Origin of the sequence: Dysgonomonas mossii (assembly GCF_004569505.1) — a bacterium.
Classification (GTDB): Bacteria; Bacteroidota; Bacteroidia; order Bacteroidales; family Dysgonomonadaceae; genus Dysgonomonas.
Map to the genome: position 1 here is coordinate 1,010,727 of NZ_SPPK01000002.1, position 19,215 is coordinate 1,029,941.

Here is a 19,215-nt window from a genome sequence, read left to right on the forward strand (position 1 = left end):
TGATGAGAGAGGCCGCATTTGTCAAGCAAAATAGAGATAAGTGGCAAGAAATAGATATCCAGACCAAGGAAAAAGATATTCCGGCTGAAATATTAGCGGATAATTTCATTGAACTCACGGATGATTTATCTTATGCCCGTACGTTTTACCCGCGGTCGCAAACTGTAAAATATCTAAATCAACTTACAGGGCGCTATTTTATCAATATATACCAGTATAAGAAAAAAGAGAAAGGACGCTTTTTCCGTTTCTGGAAAGAAGAAATTCCTCTTATCATGTACAAATATCGCAGACACATGCTTTATTCTTTTTTGACAATGTTTGCAGGTGTTTTGCTTGGGATATTTTCTTTAGAACAAGATTCTGCCTTTGCTAGTCAAATATTACCTCCTGGGTATGTGAATCAGACACTTGAAAATATAGAAAGCGGTGATCCGATGGCTATATATAAAAGCTCGGATGAGGCACCTATGTTTTTCAGAATAGCCACAAATAATATTGCAGTAGCATTTTATGCATTTATCGGAGGTATTCTGTTTTCTCTCGGAACTGTTTATGTTTTATTTCCTAATGGTGTAATGCTCGGCGTTTTTCAATACTTTTTCTTTAAGAAAGGTTTGTTGTTTACTTCGGCTATATCCATTTGGTTGCATGGAACATTAGAAATATCAGCAATCGTAATAGCCGGAGGTGCAGGGCTTATATTGGGGAATAGTATTTTATTTCCCCGTACATACAAACGCTTAGTATCATTACAGAGGGGTGCAAAAGATGCTGTGAAAATAGTAGTTGCACTGATCCCCATTTTTATTGTAGCGGCTTTTATCGAGAGTTATCTGACTCGTTTGACCGAAATGCCGGTTTACTTTAATCTGATAATAATTGGCTTATCGGCCTTATTTATTATATGGTATTTTATCTATTATCCTTATTACATCAATAAAAAAACAAATGAAACAACAACAAAAGATCAGGTTATATCAAAGCCGTGACTTTAGCGGTATTTTTGATACTTCAATTGCATTCATTAAGCAAAATTATGGAGCAATCTTAAAGGGTATATTGGTATTTATACCTATTACACTTATTGCTACATATTTTCTTATGAATTTACTGTCTTTTTCCAATATGGGTATGACATCTATTGGCGAATATGAAGACGATCCATTCGCAATTCTTCGATCTATATTTGATTGGCGATTTTTTCTTGGTGGGTTTATCATGATGGTAGCAGGATATTTAATGTCACTTTATCCTGTGTGCTATATGGCATTATATGCCGAATCGAAAGATGGCACGGTAGATAGTAATGATGTTTGGACAAAAGTGAAGCAAGTTGCACTCCCTTTGTTTGGTTATTCTATCATTTATGGAATTCTGATTTCTGCAGGTTGGATATTGTGTTTGATTCCCGGGCTGATTATTTCGGTATACCTTTCACTGTATTTTTATACATATATAGTAGAAAAAAAGGGTCTGGTAGAAACTTTTCAGCGGAGTATTGATCTTGTTCGCCATCATTGGTGGATATCTTCGGCATTAATAACCATTTTTTCTATTATAGCCAGTGTTATTGGTTTTGTGTTTACACTTCCGGTATATGGCACGATGATCGGTAATCTATTAGGAATAGATTTTCTTACCAGCGAAATATATATATACCTTACATACTCTTTGAGTTACACGGCTCGCATGTTGTTGAGCCCTATACTTATAATAGTATTGGGTGTTATGTACTTCAGTTATAGAAGCCAATTGGATGGTATTGGAGTTACAGACGAAATAGATATGATCGGTGTAAATAAAGAAGAAGACCAACCAACTCAATATTAATACTAATATTTGAACATATTCCTTAGGGTGGTAAATACAAATAAAAATATACACATATTCAAGAGCATTATATTAATGCTCTTGGTTTGTATGTGCATAAATCTTTTTGGTCAGGCAGACTCTACAGCAACAACAAAGCCCATACATATTCAAGAGAAGGTAAACATCCGCATACCCGATAAAAGTAAGATAGAGGAATATAGAAAAGATCCGCGATTTGAGTATAAAAAAGAGGAAAGAGGTCTGTCCTGGTGGGATAGGATATTGTTGGCAATCAATAATTTTATCAATAATTTACTTGGTGCGGTAGCAGAATCTGGAATGCTGAGTATTGTAGTGCTACTCATCATAGTAGTTGTAATATGTCTGATTGTCTTAAAACTTATCGGAGTTGACTACAGAACATTATTGGGTAAGAAAGAACTAGATAAGTCGGATATAGATATCTATACAGAAAATGTACATGAAATGAATTTTGATGCATTAATATCTAATGCATTAAGAAACAAAGATTACCGTTTGGCTGTCCGTTTTCTATATCTGAAAAATCTGAAACAAATGTCTGATAAGGACATTATAGAATGGAGTAGCCATAAGACCAACTATAGTTATCAGTACGAGATACAGAATAGTTTGTTGCGCTCCAAATTTCTTGAAACTACATTAATCTTTGATTATGTATGGTATGGTGAATTCGAGTTGGATGAGGGTAAATTCACTGAAGTAGATTCTCGTATGGGCGACCTAAATAAAATGATAAACCATGAAAGATAAGAAACTAATAATTCTGATCGGGGTGATTATCCTTTTGTTGATTGGTTTGTCGTATGCTCGAACCAAAGCTCCTAAGCCTGTAGATTGGAGACCTACATTTATAAATACCAAGACATCCCCATATGGAACATACATTGCATACGAGCTACTTGGAGATATCTTTCACAAAAAGAATATACGATCTACACGCACACCAATATATAATAACTTGAAAGAGAGCATGGAAGAGTACTTCTCCTATGACAAATCTTATGATTCGTATGGTTCAGGCTATTATGAAGATTCTGATGATGAATATGACTATGCTGAAGAGTCTGATACAACTCAAGTAAATACCGACCTTGTAATAGATACAGTACTTGAGCAAGGGCTTGAGGAACTGACTTCTGACCCTACTGAATGGTATAAAAGTATTAATGCGGAAATAGATACTACAGCATATATTTTTATCAATACCAAATTCACGCTGGATAAAGTAGATATGCAATATTTACTCGATTTTGTTGGGTTGGGGAATAATGTGTTCATCTCGGCAGAAAGCTTTTCTTCGAGCCTAATGGATACTTTAGGAATAAAAACAAAACATAGATATTTTGAAGCAGATACAACTTATTATTTAATAGATTCTCCGCATCAGAAATATAATTTTGCAGGTATAACCGGTGAAACAAGGCTTAATACTGATAGTTGCAACTTGGTGTCACGTCCATTGGCCTTTAATAACAAAAAAGATACAGTGTTCTTAGAAGTACAATATGGAAAAGGGCATTTCTATTTGCATACAATTCCTTCTGCTTTTGCTAATGTAAATCTACTGCAACTAAACAAATATGATTTTGCTTTCAGGTGCTTATCTTTTTTGCCACAGAATAGTAAAGTTATTTGGGACGAATATCAGAAGCAAGGTGGTACTGATGCGAATAGTAGTATATTCAAGGCGATGTTGTCTAATCCTTTGTTACGTATTGCTTTATATCTTATACTCGGCGGTTTGTTGCTCTTTGTGATCTTCAGGGCGAAACGTACTCAACGGATTATACCTGTCATCAAACCACATATAAACTCTTCATTAGAGTTTCTAGGTACAATCAGTAATTTATATTATCGCAAAAAAGATTTTAAAACCATTGCCGAGAAGCGGCATGCGTACTTTCTTGACTATATAAGGAAGAATTACTACATGTCGACAGAGAAAATTAATGACGACTTTTTGGATGTAGTGAGTGCCAAATCAGGAGTTGAAAGAGATAAATTGAGTAATCTATTTAATTTATATAACGATATAATTATATTGCCTTATGCTTCGAATGATATATTCTTGCAATATAATAGTTTGTTGGAAGAATTTTATAGAAAGGTAAAAAACAAATAAAATAAAATATATGTCGGATTTAGAATTTCAATCAAGGATAGATTTTTCCGAATTGAGCCAAAGTGTTCAGGAGATAAAAAACGAAATTGGACGTGTTGTTGTTGGACAGCATCAACTGATAGAACAGATGATAATTGCTATCTTGGCAAATGGTCATGTATTGGTAGAAGGGGTTCCCGGTGTTGCTAAAACTTTATCTGCAAAACTTTTGGCAAAGACTATCGATGTCGCTTTCAGTCGTATACAGTTTACGCCCGATCTTATGCCTTCGGACGTTTTGGGTACAAGTATCTTTCTGCCCGGGTCTGCCAAATTTGAATTTAAGAGAGGGCCTATCTTTTCAAATATTGTGCTGATTGATGAAATAAACCGATCTCCTGCAAAGACTCAGGCTGCACTCTTCGAGGTGATGGAAGAACGTCAGGTTACAAATGATGGAACAACATATAAAATGAGCTATCCATTTCTTGTAATGGCCACTCAAAACCCGATAGAGCAGGAGGGGACATATCGTTTGCCCGAGGCTCAATTAGATCGTTTCTTATTTAAAATCGTAGTCGATTATCCGAATATCGTGGATGAGATTAATATCTTGGATAGGCAAAACCGAGGGGAATTATCTCCTGAGATAGGTATTCGTCCGGTTCTGACGGCTGAGAAATTAAACTCTTTGCGCTCAGCGGTAGATAAAGTGCTGGTTGAACATGAGCTATTAGAATATATTGCGCAGATTGTATCTGCTACACGTCAGAGCCCATGGATAACGCTCGGGGCTTCGCCTCGTGCATCGCTTGCAATACTGAATGCTTCTAAAGCACTGGCAGCCATACGAGGACGTGATTTTATAACGCCTGACGATATCAAGGAAGTTGCTGTGCCTGTACTTAGACACAGGATTTTATTAACACCCGAAAAAGAAATGGACGGTACATCTACCGATACAATTATATGTCAATTGATAGACAAAGTGGAAGTTCCCCGATAAAATGGTTCTTTAAGAGTTTCTATCTCTCAAACCGTTTTTTCTTCACACTGGCTTTATGTGTGTTGGGATACTTCGTATCTTATATTTTCGAGGCCTCACTTTTCATAATGACTGTGGTGATGAGTGTGTTGGCTGTATTCTTATTGTTGGATACATTTTCTCTTTATCGGCAGACAAGGGGCATACAAGCTTTTCGTAATTGTCCCGAAAGGTTATCGAATGGTGATGTAAATACAATCTCGCTTTCCGTATCCAATAAATATCCATTCAGGGTTGCAATAAAAATCATAGAAGAAGTACCTTTTCAATTTCAAAAAAGAGATCTGACATTTAGTACTTCGATAGGTGTGCGCAAATCAGAGGTCTTGTACTACGATCTTCGTCCCACCGAAAGGGGAGTGTATCAATTTGGAGCAATAAACGTTTATGTGGCAGGCCTTTTTGGGTTTGTTACACGTCGCTATATATTTGACGAGAATAAGGATGTTGCGGTATATCCGTCTTTTCTCGAGATGCATAAGTATGAATTATTGGCGGCATCGCATCGTCTTACAGACTATGGTATTAAGAAAATACGACGCATCGGGCATGCTACCGAATTTGATCAGATCAAACATTATGTATTGGGTGACGACCCTCGTACAATCAACTATAAGGCAACAGCGCGTATGAGCCAGCTGATGGTAAATACCTATCAGGAAGAGAAATCACAACCTGTATATTGCTTGATCGACAAAGGGCGTACTATGAAAATGCCATTCAACGGGTTGACACTGTTGGATTATGCAATCAATACTACATTGATGGTAAGTACTACAGCGTTGAATAAGGGGGATAAAGCCGGACTGATAACATTCTCGAAGAATGTGGATGAAATACTTCCGGCAGACAGGCAACGCCGTCAACGAGTAAAGATTTTGGAAACGCTATATGCACAGAAAACAGATTTTAAGGAGTCTGATTATGAACGATTGTATGCTACTGTCCGTCGCAAATTGTCGCAACGCAGTTTGATTGTTTTGTTTACAAACTTTGAGACTGTAAATGGAATGCGTCGCCAGTTGAAATATCTTAGCCACATGGCCAAAGATCACTTGGTGTTGGTTGCATTTTTCTTGAATTCTGAATTCAACGAGGTGTTGGAGTCTTCTCCTGCGGGATTGGAAGATATATTCAGGAAAGGAATGGCGGAAAAGCTATGGAACGATAAATACCTGATTGTAAAAGAACTCAATAGATATGGAATTCATACAATTCTCTCAAAACCTGAAAACCTTACTATCGATTCTATAAATAAATATCTTGAATTCAAATCAAGAGGATTAATTTAATCTTCTTGAATATTAGTGCCAGATAAAACCTTTGTAGAAACTCTAAATTATACCCACATCAGGTCGCTCATTATTCCATCGGATATAAAGATTCCTTGTCGGGTTAATTTTAAGATATTATCCTTTTCGGTTAAGAACCCTTGATCGAGATATTTTCGTGCGTTTTTCAAGCAGAATGCTTTCATTTTAGTGCCAAAAAGGGATTCAAGGTCAGAGAGGTTTACTCCCCATTTGGTACGCATACCTGTTAAAATAAAATCGTTGTATCTTGTGTTTTCATCTAATACCTCAATTTCCAGATTTAGATTTTCAGCCCTTATCCCTTCTATATACTTTGATATAGAGGCTACGTTCCACGAGCGGTTTTCTCCATCGTAAGAGTGGGCAGCAGGACCTAGTCCCAGATACTTTTTTCCAAGCCAATAGGAGCTGTTATGCTTTGAGTATAATCCGTGGCGGGCAAAATTAGAGATCTCATAATGATCAAATCCCACAGCGGTAAGTTTCTCTATCATTCGTGAAAACATGTCTACACTCAGGTCTTCGTCAACAGGATTTACGTCTCCCATTTTGAATAAACGATAGAGCCTTGTGCCCTGTTCATAGATCAAATGATAAGATGAAATATGCTGTACATCGAGAGCAATTGCTTCTTCGAGGTTTCTTTCCCAAATCTGCATTGTCTGGTTCGGCAAACCATACATGAGGTCTATACTGATATTATCATAGCCTAACGATTGGCACATCCTTACAGCTTCTTTTGCTTTATCGGCAGAATGCCTGCGCTTCAAGAATTTGAGCTCTTCATCGTCAAAACTTTGAATTCCTATACTCAAGCGATTGAACGGTAATTTTTCTTTAAGGGTTGCTAAATACTGAGGCGAGAGATCATCGGGATTAGCTTCCATTGTTATCTCGGCATCAGGCGTTATCCGAAATTCATGGTGTAGAGTTTCAAATATACGGAGGAAGTCACTCTCAGATAACTGAGATGGAGTACCTCCTCCAAAATATACTGTCTTTACATCTTCGTCTCCAATGTAGTTTTTACGTAGCTTTATCTCTTCACAAAGAGCCGAAACATAGTCATACTTCGGAGACATATCTGTGCGTGTATAGAAGTCACAATATATGCACCTTGTTTTACAAAAAGGAACATGAATATAAATTCCGGCCATTGCGTAATTTTAAGCTATTAGAAAGAATTAATTAGTTGTTGCTAAACATTCTATTCTTTATACATTTTGTCGATAATATCTTTGTATTTTTCTGCTACAAATTTACGCTTTATTTTGAGTGTATTGGTTAATTCACCACCTTCCATCGTAAATGGCTCGGCTAGCAACCTGTATTTTTTTATTTTTTCGTATGGCGCAAAATGAGCTTGCAAGAGTTCTATGCGTCCGTCCAGCATGCGAAGGATATCTACATTAGAAAACAAGTCCTCTACTTTGTCATACTTTATTTGGTGTTCATTAGCATACTCTTCCAATGCTTTATAATCGGGAACAATAAGTGCACTCACAAATTTACGCTCGTCGGCTATAACCGCAATCATATCGATAAATTTGTCTTCGGCTACGCGTGTCTCTATAGCCTGAGGTGCGATATATTTTCCGTTCGCTGTCTTAAACAGGTCTTTGATACGTTCGGTAATGTACAACACTCCGTTTTCCAATTTTCCTGCATCTCCCGTCCGGAAGAAGCCGTCTTCGGTGAAAACTTTAGCGGTTTCCTGTGGTTTGTTGTAGTATTCCCGCATCACGGTTTTTCCTTTCACAAGAATCTCGTTGTTTGTTTCATCAATCCTAACCTCAACTTCCGGCATTACGCTGCCAATAGAGCCAATAACAAATTCTTTGTCAGGATAGAAGCTTACAGTTGCCGTTGTTTCAGTAAGACCGTAACCCACAATTATTGGAATATTTACCGACTGTAAAAACTCGATTATTGAATCAGATAATGGAGCTCCTGCACAAGGGAATATGTTTCCCTTCTCGATACCGATAACCAGCTTAAGAACGAAAAATATCGTATTGTTATATAGAGCAAATTTTATACGAGTACCAAGTGGGGCTCGTAGATTTTTATTTTTAAAGTCCAAATTATATCTTTTCCCTGTCTTGATGGCATCGGTATATAGCCATTTCATCAGACCTTTGGAACTGGATATTTTTTCGTGAACGCCTGCATATACTTTTTCCCAGAATCGGGGAACACTACACATGATAGTGGGATGAACTTGCTTTATTGATTTTTGTATTTCCTTTGCATCTTGATTAATAGCAATGGTCATTCCCTTATGGATAGCGTAATATGTCCACGCCCGTTCAAATATATGCGCCAATGGAAGGAAATTCATAGACAAGTCTTTATTCGAAGTCATAGGCAGACGCATGTCGTGAATACGGAAAACCTGAGAGAAACACGAATGTGGTAATACTACTCCTTTCGGTTCGCCGGTTGTACCCGAAGTATATATAATACAAGCTATATCATCTTCTCTTCTCGATTTAAGGCGTACTCGCACGATAACTTCTGTGTGTGAATTTTCTCCGGTAGCGATAAAATCATCAAAATAGACAGAAGTCTTATCATCGGGATGAAATTTGACATTATTATCGAATACAACAATTTTCTTCAATACAGGCGAATTTTGTTGCACTTTAAATGCATTATTATATTGGAACTGCTCTCCGGCGAACAGTAACTGTATACTGGCATCTTTTACGATATATTCTACTTGCGACGGTGATGATGTTGCATAGATAGGTACCGAAATGCAACGGTTGGCAAAAGTACCGAAATCCGCAAAAAGATATTGCGGCATATTCTGAGAATACACAGCGATCCTAGAGCCTTCTTCTACACCCATTTCAGCCATTGCCCAGGCTGTTTTCATTACATTGTCCGAAAACTTATTCCATGAAATATTCTTCCATTTCTTTTCGTACGGATTCCTATATTTCAGAGCTGTTCTCTTACCATACCTGATAGCCTGACGATGTACCAATATAGACAGATGATAATAATTCATTTGGACTTCCTTTTTTATTTATTATTATCACAAAGGTAATTTATAATATTAAAAAATGATTATTTAATTTCACTTTTTATAGTTGCTTAGGCATCTATTGTGGCCACTATCAAGGGATTAAGTAATGTGTCTTGACGAATAAAAATATGGAATCAACTAGCAGGGTATAAAATACAACTCATGATTTATTTTTACTACTTTTGTAGCCAACTAAATATACCTATATGGCAGGGAGTGGAATGAAGAGCTTAGCAAAAGATACTGCAATCTATGGATTGAGTAGTATTGTTGGCCGCATATTTAATTGGTTGCTTGTTCCTTTACACACTTATATTTTTACTGATACTATCGAGTATGGCAAGGTAAGCTATATATACGGCTACACGGCGTTGTTCATGGTTTTGCTGACTTACGGCATGGAAACGGGATTTTTCCGCTTTATGAACAAGAAAGAAGAGAATCCTGATAAAGTATATGCTACATCTTTAATCTCATTAGCTACAACATCTCTGCTGTTTATTCTATTCTGTTTTTCTTTCATCAATCCTATTTCGTCATGGATGGAATATACCGATCATAAGGAACATATCTGGATGATGGCTATCGTTGTTGCGTTAGACGCTTTTATGACAATCCCTTTTGCTTATTTGCGTTATCAGAAAAGACCGATAAGGTTTGCTACATTGAAGCTAACGTTTATAGGGTTTAATATATTTTTCAATCTTCTGTTTTTGGTTCTATGTCCTTGGCTATACAAAAATTATCCGGACCTGGCTATTAATAAGTTCTTTCATCCCGAGATCGGTATCGGATACATCTTTTTGGCAAACTTGCTGTCTAGCTTGGTGGTATTGATACTATTGATACCGACAACAATGAAGAATGTGAAGCTCCAGTTTGATAATGCTCTGATCAGACGTATGCTGATATACTCATTTCCTCTTTTAATATTGGGGCTGGCAGGAGTTATAAATCAGACTGTAGCGCAATTGACTTATCCTTTTTTATTTGATAATCCCGATGAAGCTTTCAGCCAATTAGGTATATACAATGCTTGCCTTAAGATAACGGTTATTATAACAATGTTTACACAGGCATTCCGATATGCTTACGAGCCCTTCTTCTTTAGCAAGGATAGGGAAAACAGTAGTACAAAACCGTATGCCGATGCAATGAAGTATTTTGTAATATTTGCTTTACTCGTTTTTCTGGCTGTGATGTTTTATCTTGATATATTGAAGTATATAGTCAGCAAAAACTATACAGTAGGTACAGTCATTGTTCCTATTGCCATGATGGGTGAAATATTTTTTGGGATGTACTTCAACCTTTCGGTATGGTATAAGCTGACCGATAAGACAAAATACGGAGCCTATTTCTCTGTTTTCGGATGTATCCTTCAGGTTGCGATCAATATCATCTTTGTCCCTGTTTATGGCTATATTGCCAGTGCATGGGCTACGCTGATTTGTAATCTGATTATTATGAGTATATCTTATTTTATAGGACAAAAATATTATCCGATAAAATACGATCTGAAGCGCATTTTCTTATACTTTGCATTGGCTGTCGCATTTTATATTGCTGCCATGTATCCACAGATAGATAACGAAATCTTACGACTGGCATATCGTACGGTATTCCTTGTTATATTTACGGGCGTTATAATAAAGAAAGATCTACCATTAAAAGAGATTCCTGTCATTGGTAAATATATTAGCAACAATAAAAAAAATAAGTGACACTTTCTTATTTCATCGTGTTGTGAAAATTAAATATAATTATCTGTATATAAATGGGATGTGTGCTCTGTGGAGAATAAAAGGTTACACTAAAAAAAGCAGATAAAAACTGTTACTTTTGTCACCTTTTTGCTGTATCTTTCAGCCAGACAGTAGATTATGTAGGTGTGGCTTAAAGGCGATTAATTATAAAATATATCATTAATTAATAATAACTAAAACGATGAGAAAACTATTTTTAATATTAGCAATTTTCCTTACTGTTGCCGGAGTAAAGGCTGACGAAGGAATGTGGCTGTTGAAAGAACTCAACAGGCAGAGTGCTGCCCGCATGAAAGAGCTGGGATTTAAGTTCCCTATTGATAGCATATACAGTGAGACTAACCCATCGCTGAAAGATGCTGTAGTTATTTTTGGTAGAGGCTGTACCGGAGTATCGGTATCTCGTCAAGGGTTGATATTCACCAACCATCACTGCGGATACGATGCAATACAAAAGCTTAGTTCCGTAGATCATGATTATTTGAAAGACGGTTTTGTAAGCCAGTCATTTCAGGAAGAATTACCAGCAGAAGGTTTGACTGTTGCTTTCTTACAAAAGACCGAAGACATTACAGATTTTGTAACCTCCACACTATTACCTACTGACAGCGAGAATGTACGTGAAGAAAAAATAGACTCTTTGTCGCAAGTATATCTTGAAAAATATAAAGACAATAAGTTTCTTAGAGCGCAAGTAATACCTTTCTATACACACAACAAATACTATGTTGTTGTATACGAAGTATTCAGAGACGTAAGACTTGTATTTACTCCTCCATCTTCTGTAGGAAAATTTGGTGGTGAAACAGACAACTGGATGTGGCCTCGCCATACAGGCGACTTCTCTGTATTCCGCGTTTATGCAAACAAAGACAATGGTGCAGCAGAATATAGTGCAGATAATGTACCTTACAAACCTAAATATTCAGTTCCTGTTTCTCTGAAGGGTTACAAGGAGAACGACTATGCCATGACGATTGGATATCCGGGAAGTACCGAACGCTATATGACATCGTGGGGTATCAACCAAATGGTAGAATCGGAACATAAACCTCGGATTGAAGTTCGCGGAGCAAAACAGGATATCTGGAGAAAAGATATGAACGCAAGCGATGCTATTCGTATCAAATATGCGTCTAAATATGCAGGAAGCTCCAACTACTGGAAAAATGCTATGGGGATGAACGAAGCTATTGCTAAACTAGGCGTTATAAAAGATAAAGAACAACTTGAAGCTAAATTTGCACAATGGGCTGCGTCAAAACCGGCATTGCAAGCAAAATATGGAGATGCTCTTACGCTAGTGAAAGAAGGCTATACTGAAACAATGGAAACATCTAGAATTCAGACATATCTGTACGAAACATTCTTCAATGGGATTGAAATTATCCGCTATGCAAATACGGCACTCCTTGTAAATAGAATGGATCCTGACAAAAATAAAGGTGAAGAATTCACAAAACGTTTAGCTCCGCTTTATAAAGATTATGAGCCGGCTCTCGATCGTAAAGTAATGCCTGCATTACTAAAAATATATGCAGAAAGAGTTCCTGCTGAATACTTGCCTTCGGTATATACAAAGATTGCAAATGAATTTGGTGGAGACTATGATAAATTTGCCGAGTGGTTCTACAACAATACTAAATTTACCAATCTGGAAGCTGCTACAGCTCTAGTAAGTAGTGAAGATCAGGAGGCAATCAATAATGACCCTGCAATTGCATTCGCTCAATCTTTAGAACCATGCTTAAGCCTATTACGTCAGGCATCTGCACCTTATTATCCTCAGATAGATAAAGGCAGCCGTCTGTTTATGGCGGGATTAATGGAAATGGAGCCGAATAAAGCTTTCTACCCGGATGCTAACTTCACTCAACGTTTGAGCTATGGCTCTGTGGGCGGATATAAGCCTGCCGATGCGGTTACTTACGACTATTATTCAACATCTCAAGGCGTATTGAATAAACAAGTTCCTAACGATCCTGAATTCGGTGTGCAACAATACATATTGGACGATTTGGCAAGTAAGGACTTTGGACAATATGCAAACAAAGCGGATGGAAAAATGTATGTAAACTTCTTGTCGAACAACGATATTACAGGTGGTAACTCCGGTAGTCCTGTATTTAATGGAAACGCAGAACTAATCGGACTTGCTTTTGATGGTAACTGGGAATCGCTGAGCGGTGACATTTTGTTTGAACCAGAGTTGCAACGTACAATCAGTGTAGACATTCGTTACGTACTTTACATAATAGATAAGGTAATGAACTGCCCTCGTCTTATCAACGAGCTGAAAGTGGCAAAATAAAAATATAAGAGTATAAGGAAAACAAAGGCTTGTGATAGTAAAATCACAAGCCTTTGTTTTGTAAGTGGCAGATTGTTAGTTGTTTATTTTGTTATTTATATCGTTTTTATTGATGCTCAGATTTGTTTAGAACTAAACCTTCATTCATTAAATGTTAAATATCAGATAAAGGATAGGGTTTTCATTTTTTGAACGATCATAATAATACAACCGGTTTTATTAATCATCATTAAAAACAATATAGCCATGAGAACTAAATGTTTAAAATTGATACAAACTGTATTTACAGTCCTTATAATTTGGAGTGTAGCACTTCCAACTTATTCGGCCAAAGATCCGGGATATATTACAATAACCGGAGTAGTGAAGGATATAAAGTCAAAGAAGACTCTTGAATATGTAAGTATATCTGTTCCCGGAACAGGTATAGGTACAATATCGAATGCGGATGGAGGATTTACGATTAAGGTCAGAGATTCCCTGAATGTTAAAACAATAGAAGTTTCCCACATAGGCTACTTCAATCAGCGGGTACCTCTATTGGATCAGGATATGAGTAATATTACAATCTTCCTTACACGTAACGAGAACAAATTGAAAGAGGTCGTTGTCGAATCTACAGATCCATTGCAGTTGGTAGAAAAAGCTATCGATAAGATAGGTGATAACAATAGTTTGATGACAAATCTTTTAACCGGATTCTATCGTGAAACTATACAAAAAAGACGAAGCTATATAAATATCTCCGAAGCTGTTATAGATATCTACAAGACCCCATATACTCAATCGGATGCAGGAGATAGGGTACAAGTGTTGAAGGGCAGGAAACTACTTAGTCCAAAACCCGGTGATACTTTGCTTGTTAAATTTGTAGGAGGTCCAAACTTGTCTACTTACCTGGATATTGTAAAGAATAGGGATATAATGTTAGATAAAGCTTCTCTTCATTACTACAAGTACAAGATGGAGAACAGTGTAATGATAAACGAACGTCTTCATTATGTGATAAGTTTTGAGCCTCAGGTTGTCATGCCTTACGCCCTGTTTTATGGTAACTTGTACATTGATCAGGAAACATTAGCTTTTTCACGGGCAGAGTTTAATTTGAGTATGGACGACCGCAATAAAGTTACACAGGCCATTCTTCGTAAAAAACCGTTCAGATTGCATTTCAAACCTGAAGAGGTAGCCTATTTGGTTACTTATAAGCAGCAGAATGGAAAAAGCTATCTGAATTATGTTCGTAACGAAGTTCGCTTCAAATGTGATTATAAGCGCAGACTGTTCTCTACCAACTATACAATTATATCAGAGATGGTTGTTACCGACAGGCAAGAAAATAATATAGCTAAAATTCCCGCTAGAGAAGCATTTAGCGACAGATATTCGTTATCAGACAAAGTGAGTAACTTCTATGATGCCAATTTCTGGGAGGGCTATAACATTATAGAACCTACAGAGTCGCTCGAATCGGCAGTAAATAAATTAAAGAAACAACAAAGTAACTGATAAATTCGTTATGATTTATTATATTTGGTCTTACTTGTGATTGTACTTATTATGCTGAACGATGTGCTTATATTCAAGAAGATAAAGGATGGTGATATAGAAACCTTCGAACAGGTTTTTCGCCAGTACTATCTGCCTTTATACATGTACTCGTTTGGCATAATTGGTCGTAAAGATGCAGCCGAAGAGATTGTTCAGGAATTATTTTATGTATTGTGGCGCGACCGAGAGGCATTGAATATTGTCCGTTCGATGAAGAGCTATTTGTATGGGGCAGTACGTAACCAGTCCCTTCAATATTTCGAACATCAGTACGTAAAAGAACGTCACAGAGAAAATATATTAAGCAGGAAGCTTGAAGCATCGGAAACGACTGCGCAAGAACAGATTGAATATAAAGAGTTGCAGAATATTATAAATCGTACGCTGGAACAGTTACCGGAACGACGACTTCGCATTTTCAGAATGCATCGGATGGAAGGTCGTAAATATAAAGAAATTGCACAATTGCTTTCTGTGTCAATAAAAACGGTAGAGGCAGAAATGACAAAAGCATATCAGATATTAAGACAGGAAATAGAAAAATATACACACGCATCATGAATTTGAAAGAAACAAATAATAAGATTACAGATCAGGCTTGGGATCGCCTTTATATGCGGCTCGATCGGGACGGATTGCTGCCGGAGAATAAAGTAGCGAAAAAGGCAAGCATACGTACATCTTTGGTAAGATGGGGGGCTGCGGCTGCAATTTTATGTATTTGTGCCATTTCAGTATTCGTTATATGGGGACAAAAGACCAGCCATAAGGAAATGTTGACAATCAATAACGAAAAGGATGCTCCAACTCTGATCTCTACTTTAGAAGATGGATCGGTAGTATATCTCTCAGATCAAGCATCTTTGCAGTATCCGAATCGTTTTTCGGATGATAAACGAGAGGTCGTTTTGGAGGGAAATGCATTTTTTGATATCAGTCGAAATCCAAGTAAGCCATTTGTCATTGAAACTCAGCAAACGATTATTGAAGTATTGGGCACTTCATTTAATGTGAAGAGTGAAAATAAAAATTCATTTTCTTTATCAGTACGGCGTGGAGAAGTAAGAGTCACTTCAAAATTGAACGGGCAGACAGTAAATGTAAGGGCCGGAGAAACAGCCCTTTTGGAATCTGATAATCTACATAAGGTTAAAACCATAGATGTTTCACAGTTTGAATCGTACCTTAAAAGGGTTCATTTTAAAGATCAGCGATTGTCGGATATTGTGAGAGTTATAAATATGAACTCCGATGCAGAGCAGCTAACTGTGTCACCCGAACTGCAAGATCGCCTACTGACAGTTACCTTTTCGGGGGATACTCCATACACAATGGCTGAACTGATTTGTCTGGCTCTTAATTTGCAGTTTAAACAGCAAGATAATGTGATATCTATATCACAAAAATAATATATTAACTGCCATGAAATATACGGCTGAAAATACCTTTCATCGTATTCTTGTATCGTTATTGCTAATGATGGTAGCAGTGATCTTACAGGCAGATGATGGCGCAGTGCTAAATAGGAAGATACAATTACCAAAAAGTAAAGAGAGTGTATATAAGCTGCTGAGGCAAGTATCCGACAAGTCGGGTTATTTATTTATCTATGATAGCCAGATTATAAACAATGACAAGAAGGTTAAGATTGCAAAAGGCGAATATACATTGCGGGAAGCCATATATGCGATCACCGGGAATAATCAACTAAAGATTTCCGTTGTTGGAAATCATATCTTGTTACAAGTTGCAGATCGGACAAAAGCACATACTGTAATTTCAATAGAAAAGGTAGATAGTGTAGAGAAAAAGTTCTTTACTTTTAGTGGTGCAATATACGACCAGATCACGGATGAGCCTTTAGCTTATAGCGCAGTAGGAATCAGCAACTCAACAATAGGAACGATTTCTAATCAGGATGGAGAATTCAAATTGATATTGCCTGATTCTCTTCGTCGCTCCAAGGTAAAGTTTACTCATGTAGGTTACGAAAGTCAGGAAGTGGAAGTCGGTCTATTGGCCGGACAGCATATTCGTTTTGCCCTCGAGCCCAGAATAATACCATTACAAGAGGTTGTAATTAGAGTAGTTGAGCCTCAAGAAGAGATTAACCGTATGCTAGAGAATCGTAAGAATAACTACTCAACCTCGCCTGTTTATCTTACAACCTTCTACAGAGAGGGGATAGACCATAAAAAAAATAATATAGATGTAACTGAGGCGGTGCTTAAAATGTATAAGACCGGCTATGATGTAAATGTAAATCTTGATCAGGTAAAACTTATAAAGATGCGCCGTATTAAGAGCATTCAGGAAAGTGATACAATCTTTACAAAAATGAAATCCGGTATTAATTCTTGTCTGATATTGGATTTGGTGAAGAACTTACCTGATTTTTTGAAGCCTGAAGAGCAAAATAAATATGAGTATGGGCATACAGATATTACAGTTGTAGATGGCAGAAGGGTGAATATTATTTCATTCTGTCAGAAAGAATATATCGATGAACCTTTGTTTAAAGGACAATTGTTTATTGACGCAGAGAATTATGCATTGATAGAAGCTCATTTCGAGATCAATCCCAAATTTGTTCAACGGGCTACAGATCTTTATGTTCGAAAAAAAAATAAGGATATTCGGCTAACATTACAACAGGCTCGGTATAATGTTTCGTATAAATTATCCAATGATGGTATTTATTATGTGAACCATATTCGCGGAGACCTCGAATTTAAGATGAAAAGAAAGCGAAAGCTTTTTAGCACTCCATTATATCTGTGGTTCGAAATGGTAAACTGTATGGTAGATACAACAGATGTAAATGCATTTGCCCGAAAGGAAAGAATACCTACTCAAAACATATTCTCAGATACTAAGTACCAGTATGACAGAAATTTTTGGGGTAACTTTAATGTAATATTGCCGGAAGAAAAGCTAAAAGAATTAATAATAAATAATTTAAGCGAGGTTTCCGAAGATCTGATTATAAAATAAGCCGATATAATTATCGGCTTACTTTCTATATTTGCGACTTATTTTCTTAAAGTCAAGATGTCTTTGATTACATCAGCAGTAATATTATGACATTCACCGAGTTTCCATCCACGGTTTCCTAATCGCTCAGCTACTTTATTTATAGCCTCGTAGCCCAATCCGTAGTCTGACAGATGAGTTTTTACACCCATCGATTCGAAGAAGTCTTCCACTGCTTTAATCGTTCTATCTATTGCATCGCTTCCTTGGATGCCAAACACCTCTTTTCCAAGACGAGTGATCTTTCTTCCTTTCTGATCTTTTAGTACTGTCATTACTCCCGGTAATACAATAGCAAGAGTTTGGGCATGATCAAGTCCATAGAAAGCTGTAAGTTCATGTCCGATCATGTGAGTAGCCCAGTCTTCGGGCACACCGCAGGCAATCCAGCCATTCAGTGCCCACGTTGAAGCCCACATCAGATTGGCACGAACGTCATAGTTGTTAGGTTCTTTCAGTGCTTTAGGTCCTTCTTCTACCAATGTTTTTACAATAGCTTCAGCCATATTATCTTGCAGCAAAGAATTTCCTTCGTTATACGTCAGGTATTGCTCCATTACATGTACAAAAGCATCTACAACTCCATTCCCTGTTTGGCGGGGAGGTAATGAATATGTTACAGTCGGATCAAGTACAGAAAACTTAGGGTAGGTGAGGGGAGAACCAAATGCAAGTTTTTCTTGAGTTTCGGCACGGGTTATTACAGCTCCGCTATTCATTTCTGATCCTGTAGCAGGCAATGTAATAATGTCACCAAAAGGCATAGCTTTCTTTACTTTGCTGCCTTTAGACAGTATCTGCCACGGATCACCCTCTTCGAAATAGACTGCGGCAGAAATAAACTTTGTAGCGTCAAGAACCGATCCGCCACCTACGGATAATATAAAATCGATACCCTTTTCTTTGATTACAGCGACAGCCTTCATGCAGGTTTCATAGTGTGGATTTGGTTCTATTCCTCCAAATTCATGCCATTCGTAACCGCTTAAAGCTTTTACAGCCTGATCGTACACTCCGTTTTTCTTTATACTGCCTCCTCCGTAAGTCATCAACACTTTACTGCCTTGAGGTATTTCGTTTGTAATCTCTTTGATCATTCCTTCCCCGAATATAATCTTTACGGGATTTGCTAATGAAAAATTTTCCATAATCTCTTCGTTTTTGATTGATAGTAAAGTTATATTATTTAACCTTATATGATTGA

The 19,215-nt window shown here is 37.1% G+C and carries 15 protein-coding genes; 12 read left to right on the forward strand and 3 right to left on the reverse strand.

Annotated features, from left to right (window positions below):
* Nucleotides 1–2: 2 nt before the first annotated feature.
* The 6 genes from E4T88_RS09600 (at nt 3) to E4T88_RS09625 (ending at nt 6,295) form a co-directional block, all read left to right on the forward strand.
* Complete coding sequence (locus tag E4T88_RS09600) at nt 3–992, forward strand: stage II sporulation protein M (RefSeq protein WP_135105217.1); 990 nt, start codon at nt 3–5, stop codon at nt 990–992.
* Nucleotides 952–1,833 carry a hypothetical protein gene (locus tag E4T88_RS09605; protein WP_135105218.1) on the forward strand — a complete coding sequence of 294 codons (882 nt, stop codon included), beginning with the start codon at nt 952–954 and terminating at the stop codon, nt 1,831–1,833. The genes E4T88_RS09600 and E4T88_RS09605 overlap by 41 nt, the downstream gene beginning before the upstream one ends.
* A gap of 90 nt (nt 1,834–1,923) precedes the next feature.
* Nucleotides 1,924–2,607: a hypothetical protein gene (locus E4T88_RS09610; RefSeq protein ID WP_135105219.1), complete on the forward strand. Its 684-nt coding sequence runs from the start codon at nt 1,924–1,926 to the stop codon at nt 2,605–2,607.
* Nucleotides 2,597–3,979 carry a DUF4350 domain-containing protein gene (locus E4T88_RS09615; protein WP_135105220.1) on the forward strand — a complete coding sequence of 461 codons (1,383 nt, stop codon included), beginning with the start codon at nt 2,597–2,599 and terminating at the stop codon, nt 3,977–3,979. Before E4T88_RS09610 ends, E4T88_RS09615 begins: the two co-directional genes overlap by 11 nt.
* A gap of 10 nt (nt 3,980–3,989) precedes the next feature.
* Complete coding sequence (locus E4T88_RS09620) at nt 3,990–4,964, forward strand: AAA family ATPase (protein WP_135105221.1); 975 nt, start codon at nt 3,990–3,992, stop codon at nt 4,962–4,964.
* Entirely contained in the window at nt 4,928–6,295 is a 1,368-nt protein-coding gene (locus E4T88_RS09625; RefSeq protein ID WP_135105222.1) for a DUF58 domain-containing protein, read from the forward strand. Before E4T88_RS09620 ends, E4T88_RS09625 begins: the two co-directional genes overlap by 37 nt.
* 47 nt (nt 6,296–6,342) lie before the next feature.
* On the opposite strand, the gene hemW is transcribed toward E4T88_RS09625, so the two are convergent.
* Entirely contained in the window at nt 6,343–7,473 is a 1,131-nt protein-coding gene (gene hemW / locus E4T88_RS09630) for a radical SAM family heme chaperone HemW (protein ID WP_135105223.1), read from the reverse strand.
* Nucleotides 7,474–7,523: 50 nt separating this feature from the next.
* Nucleotides 7,524–9,332: an AMP-dependent synthetase/ligase gene (locus E4T88_RS09635; RefSeq protein ID WP_135105224.1), complete on the reverse strand. Its 1,809-nt coding sequence runs from the start codon at nt 9,330–9,332 to the stop codon at nt 7,524–7,526.
* Between the two features lie 224 nt (nt 9,333–9,556).
* Between E4T88_RS09635 and E4T88_RS09640 the strand changes: the two genes are divergently transcribed.
* The 6 genes from E4T88_RS09640 to E4T88_RS09665 all read left to right on the forward strand — a co-directional run bounded on the left by E4T88_RS09640 (nt 9,557) and on the right by E4T88_RS09665 (nt 17,972).
* Nucleotides 9,557–11,074: an oligosaccharide flippase family protein gene (locus E4T88_RS09640; RefSeq protein ID WP_135105225.1), complete on the forward strand. Its 1,518-nt coding sequence runs from the start codon at nt 9,557–9,559 to the stop codon at nt 11,072–11,074.
* Between the two features lie 223 nt (nt 11,075–11,297).
* Nucleotides 11,298–13,427 (forward strand): S46 family peptidase, encoded by a 2,130-nt coding sequence (locus E4T88_RS09645; RefSeq protein ID WP_135105226.1) that lies wholly within the window; start codon nt 11,298–11,300, stop codon nt 13,425–13,427.
* Between the two features lie 246 nt (nt 13,428–13,673).
* Entirely contained in the window at nt 13,674–14,936 is a 1,263-nt protein-coding gene (locus E4T88_RS09650) for a carboxypeptidase-like regulatory domain-containing protein (protein ID WP_135105227.1), read from the forward strand.
* 51 nt (nt 14,937–14,987) lie between these two features.
* Nucleotides 14,988–15,539 (forward strand): RNA polymerase sigma-70 factor, encoded by a 552-nt coding sequence (locus tag E4T88_RS09655; RefSeq protein WP_135105287.1) that lies wholly within the window; start codon nt 14,988–14,990, stop codon nt 15,537–15,539.
* A complete protein-coding gene (locus E4T88_RS09660) occupies nt 15,536–16,387 on the forward strand; it encodes a FecR family protein (protein ID WP_135105228.1) in 852 nt (283 codons plus the stop codon). The genes E4T88_RS09655 and E4T88_RS09660 overlap by 4 nt, the downstream gene beginning before the upstream one ends.
* A 13-nt stretch (nt 16,388–16,400) precedes the next feature.
* Entirely contained in the window at nt 16,401–17,972 is a 1,572-nt protein-coding gene (locus tag E4T88_RS09665; protein ID WP_135105229.1) for a carboxypeptidase-like regulatory domain-containing protein, read from the forward strand.
* 38 nt (nt 17,973–18,010) lie between these two features.
* Here E4T88_RS09665 and E4T88_RS09670 read toward each other — a convergent pair whose 3' ends face one another.
* Nucleotides 18,011–19,159: an iron-containing alcohol dehydrogenase gene (locus E4T88_RS09670; RefSeq protein ID WP_135105230.1), complete on the reverse strand. Its 1,149-nt coding sequence runs from the start codon at nt 19,157–19,159 to the stop codon at nt 18,011–18,013.
* Nucleotides 19,160–19,215: the final 56 nt, after the last annotated feature.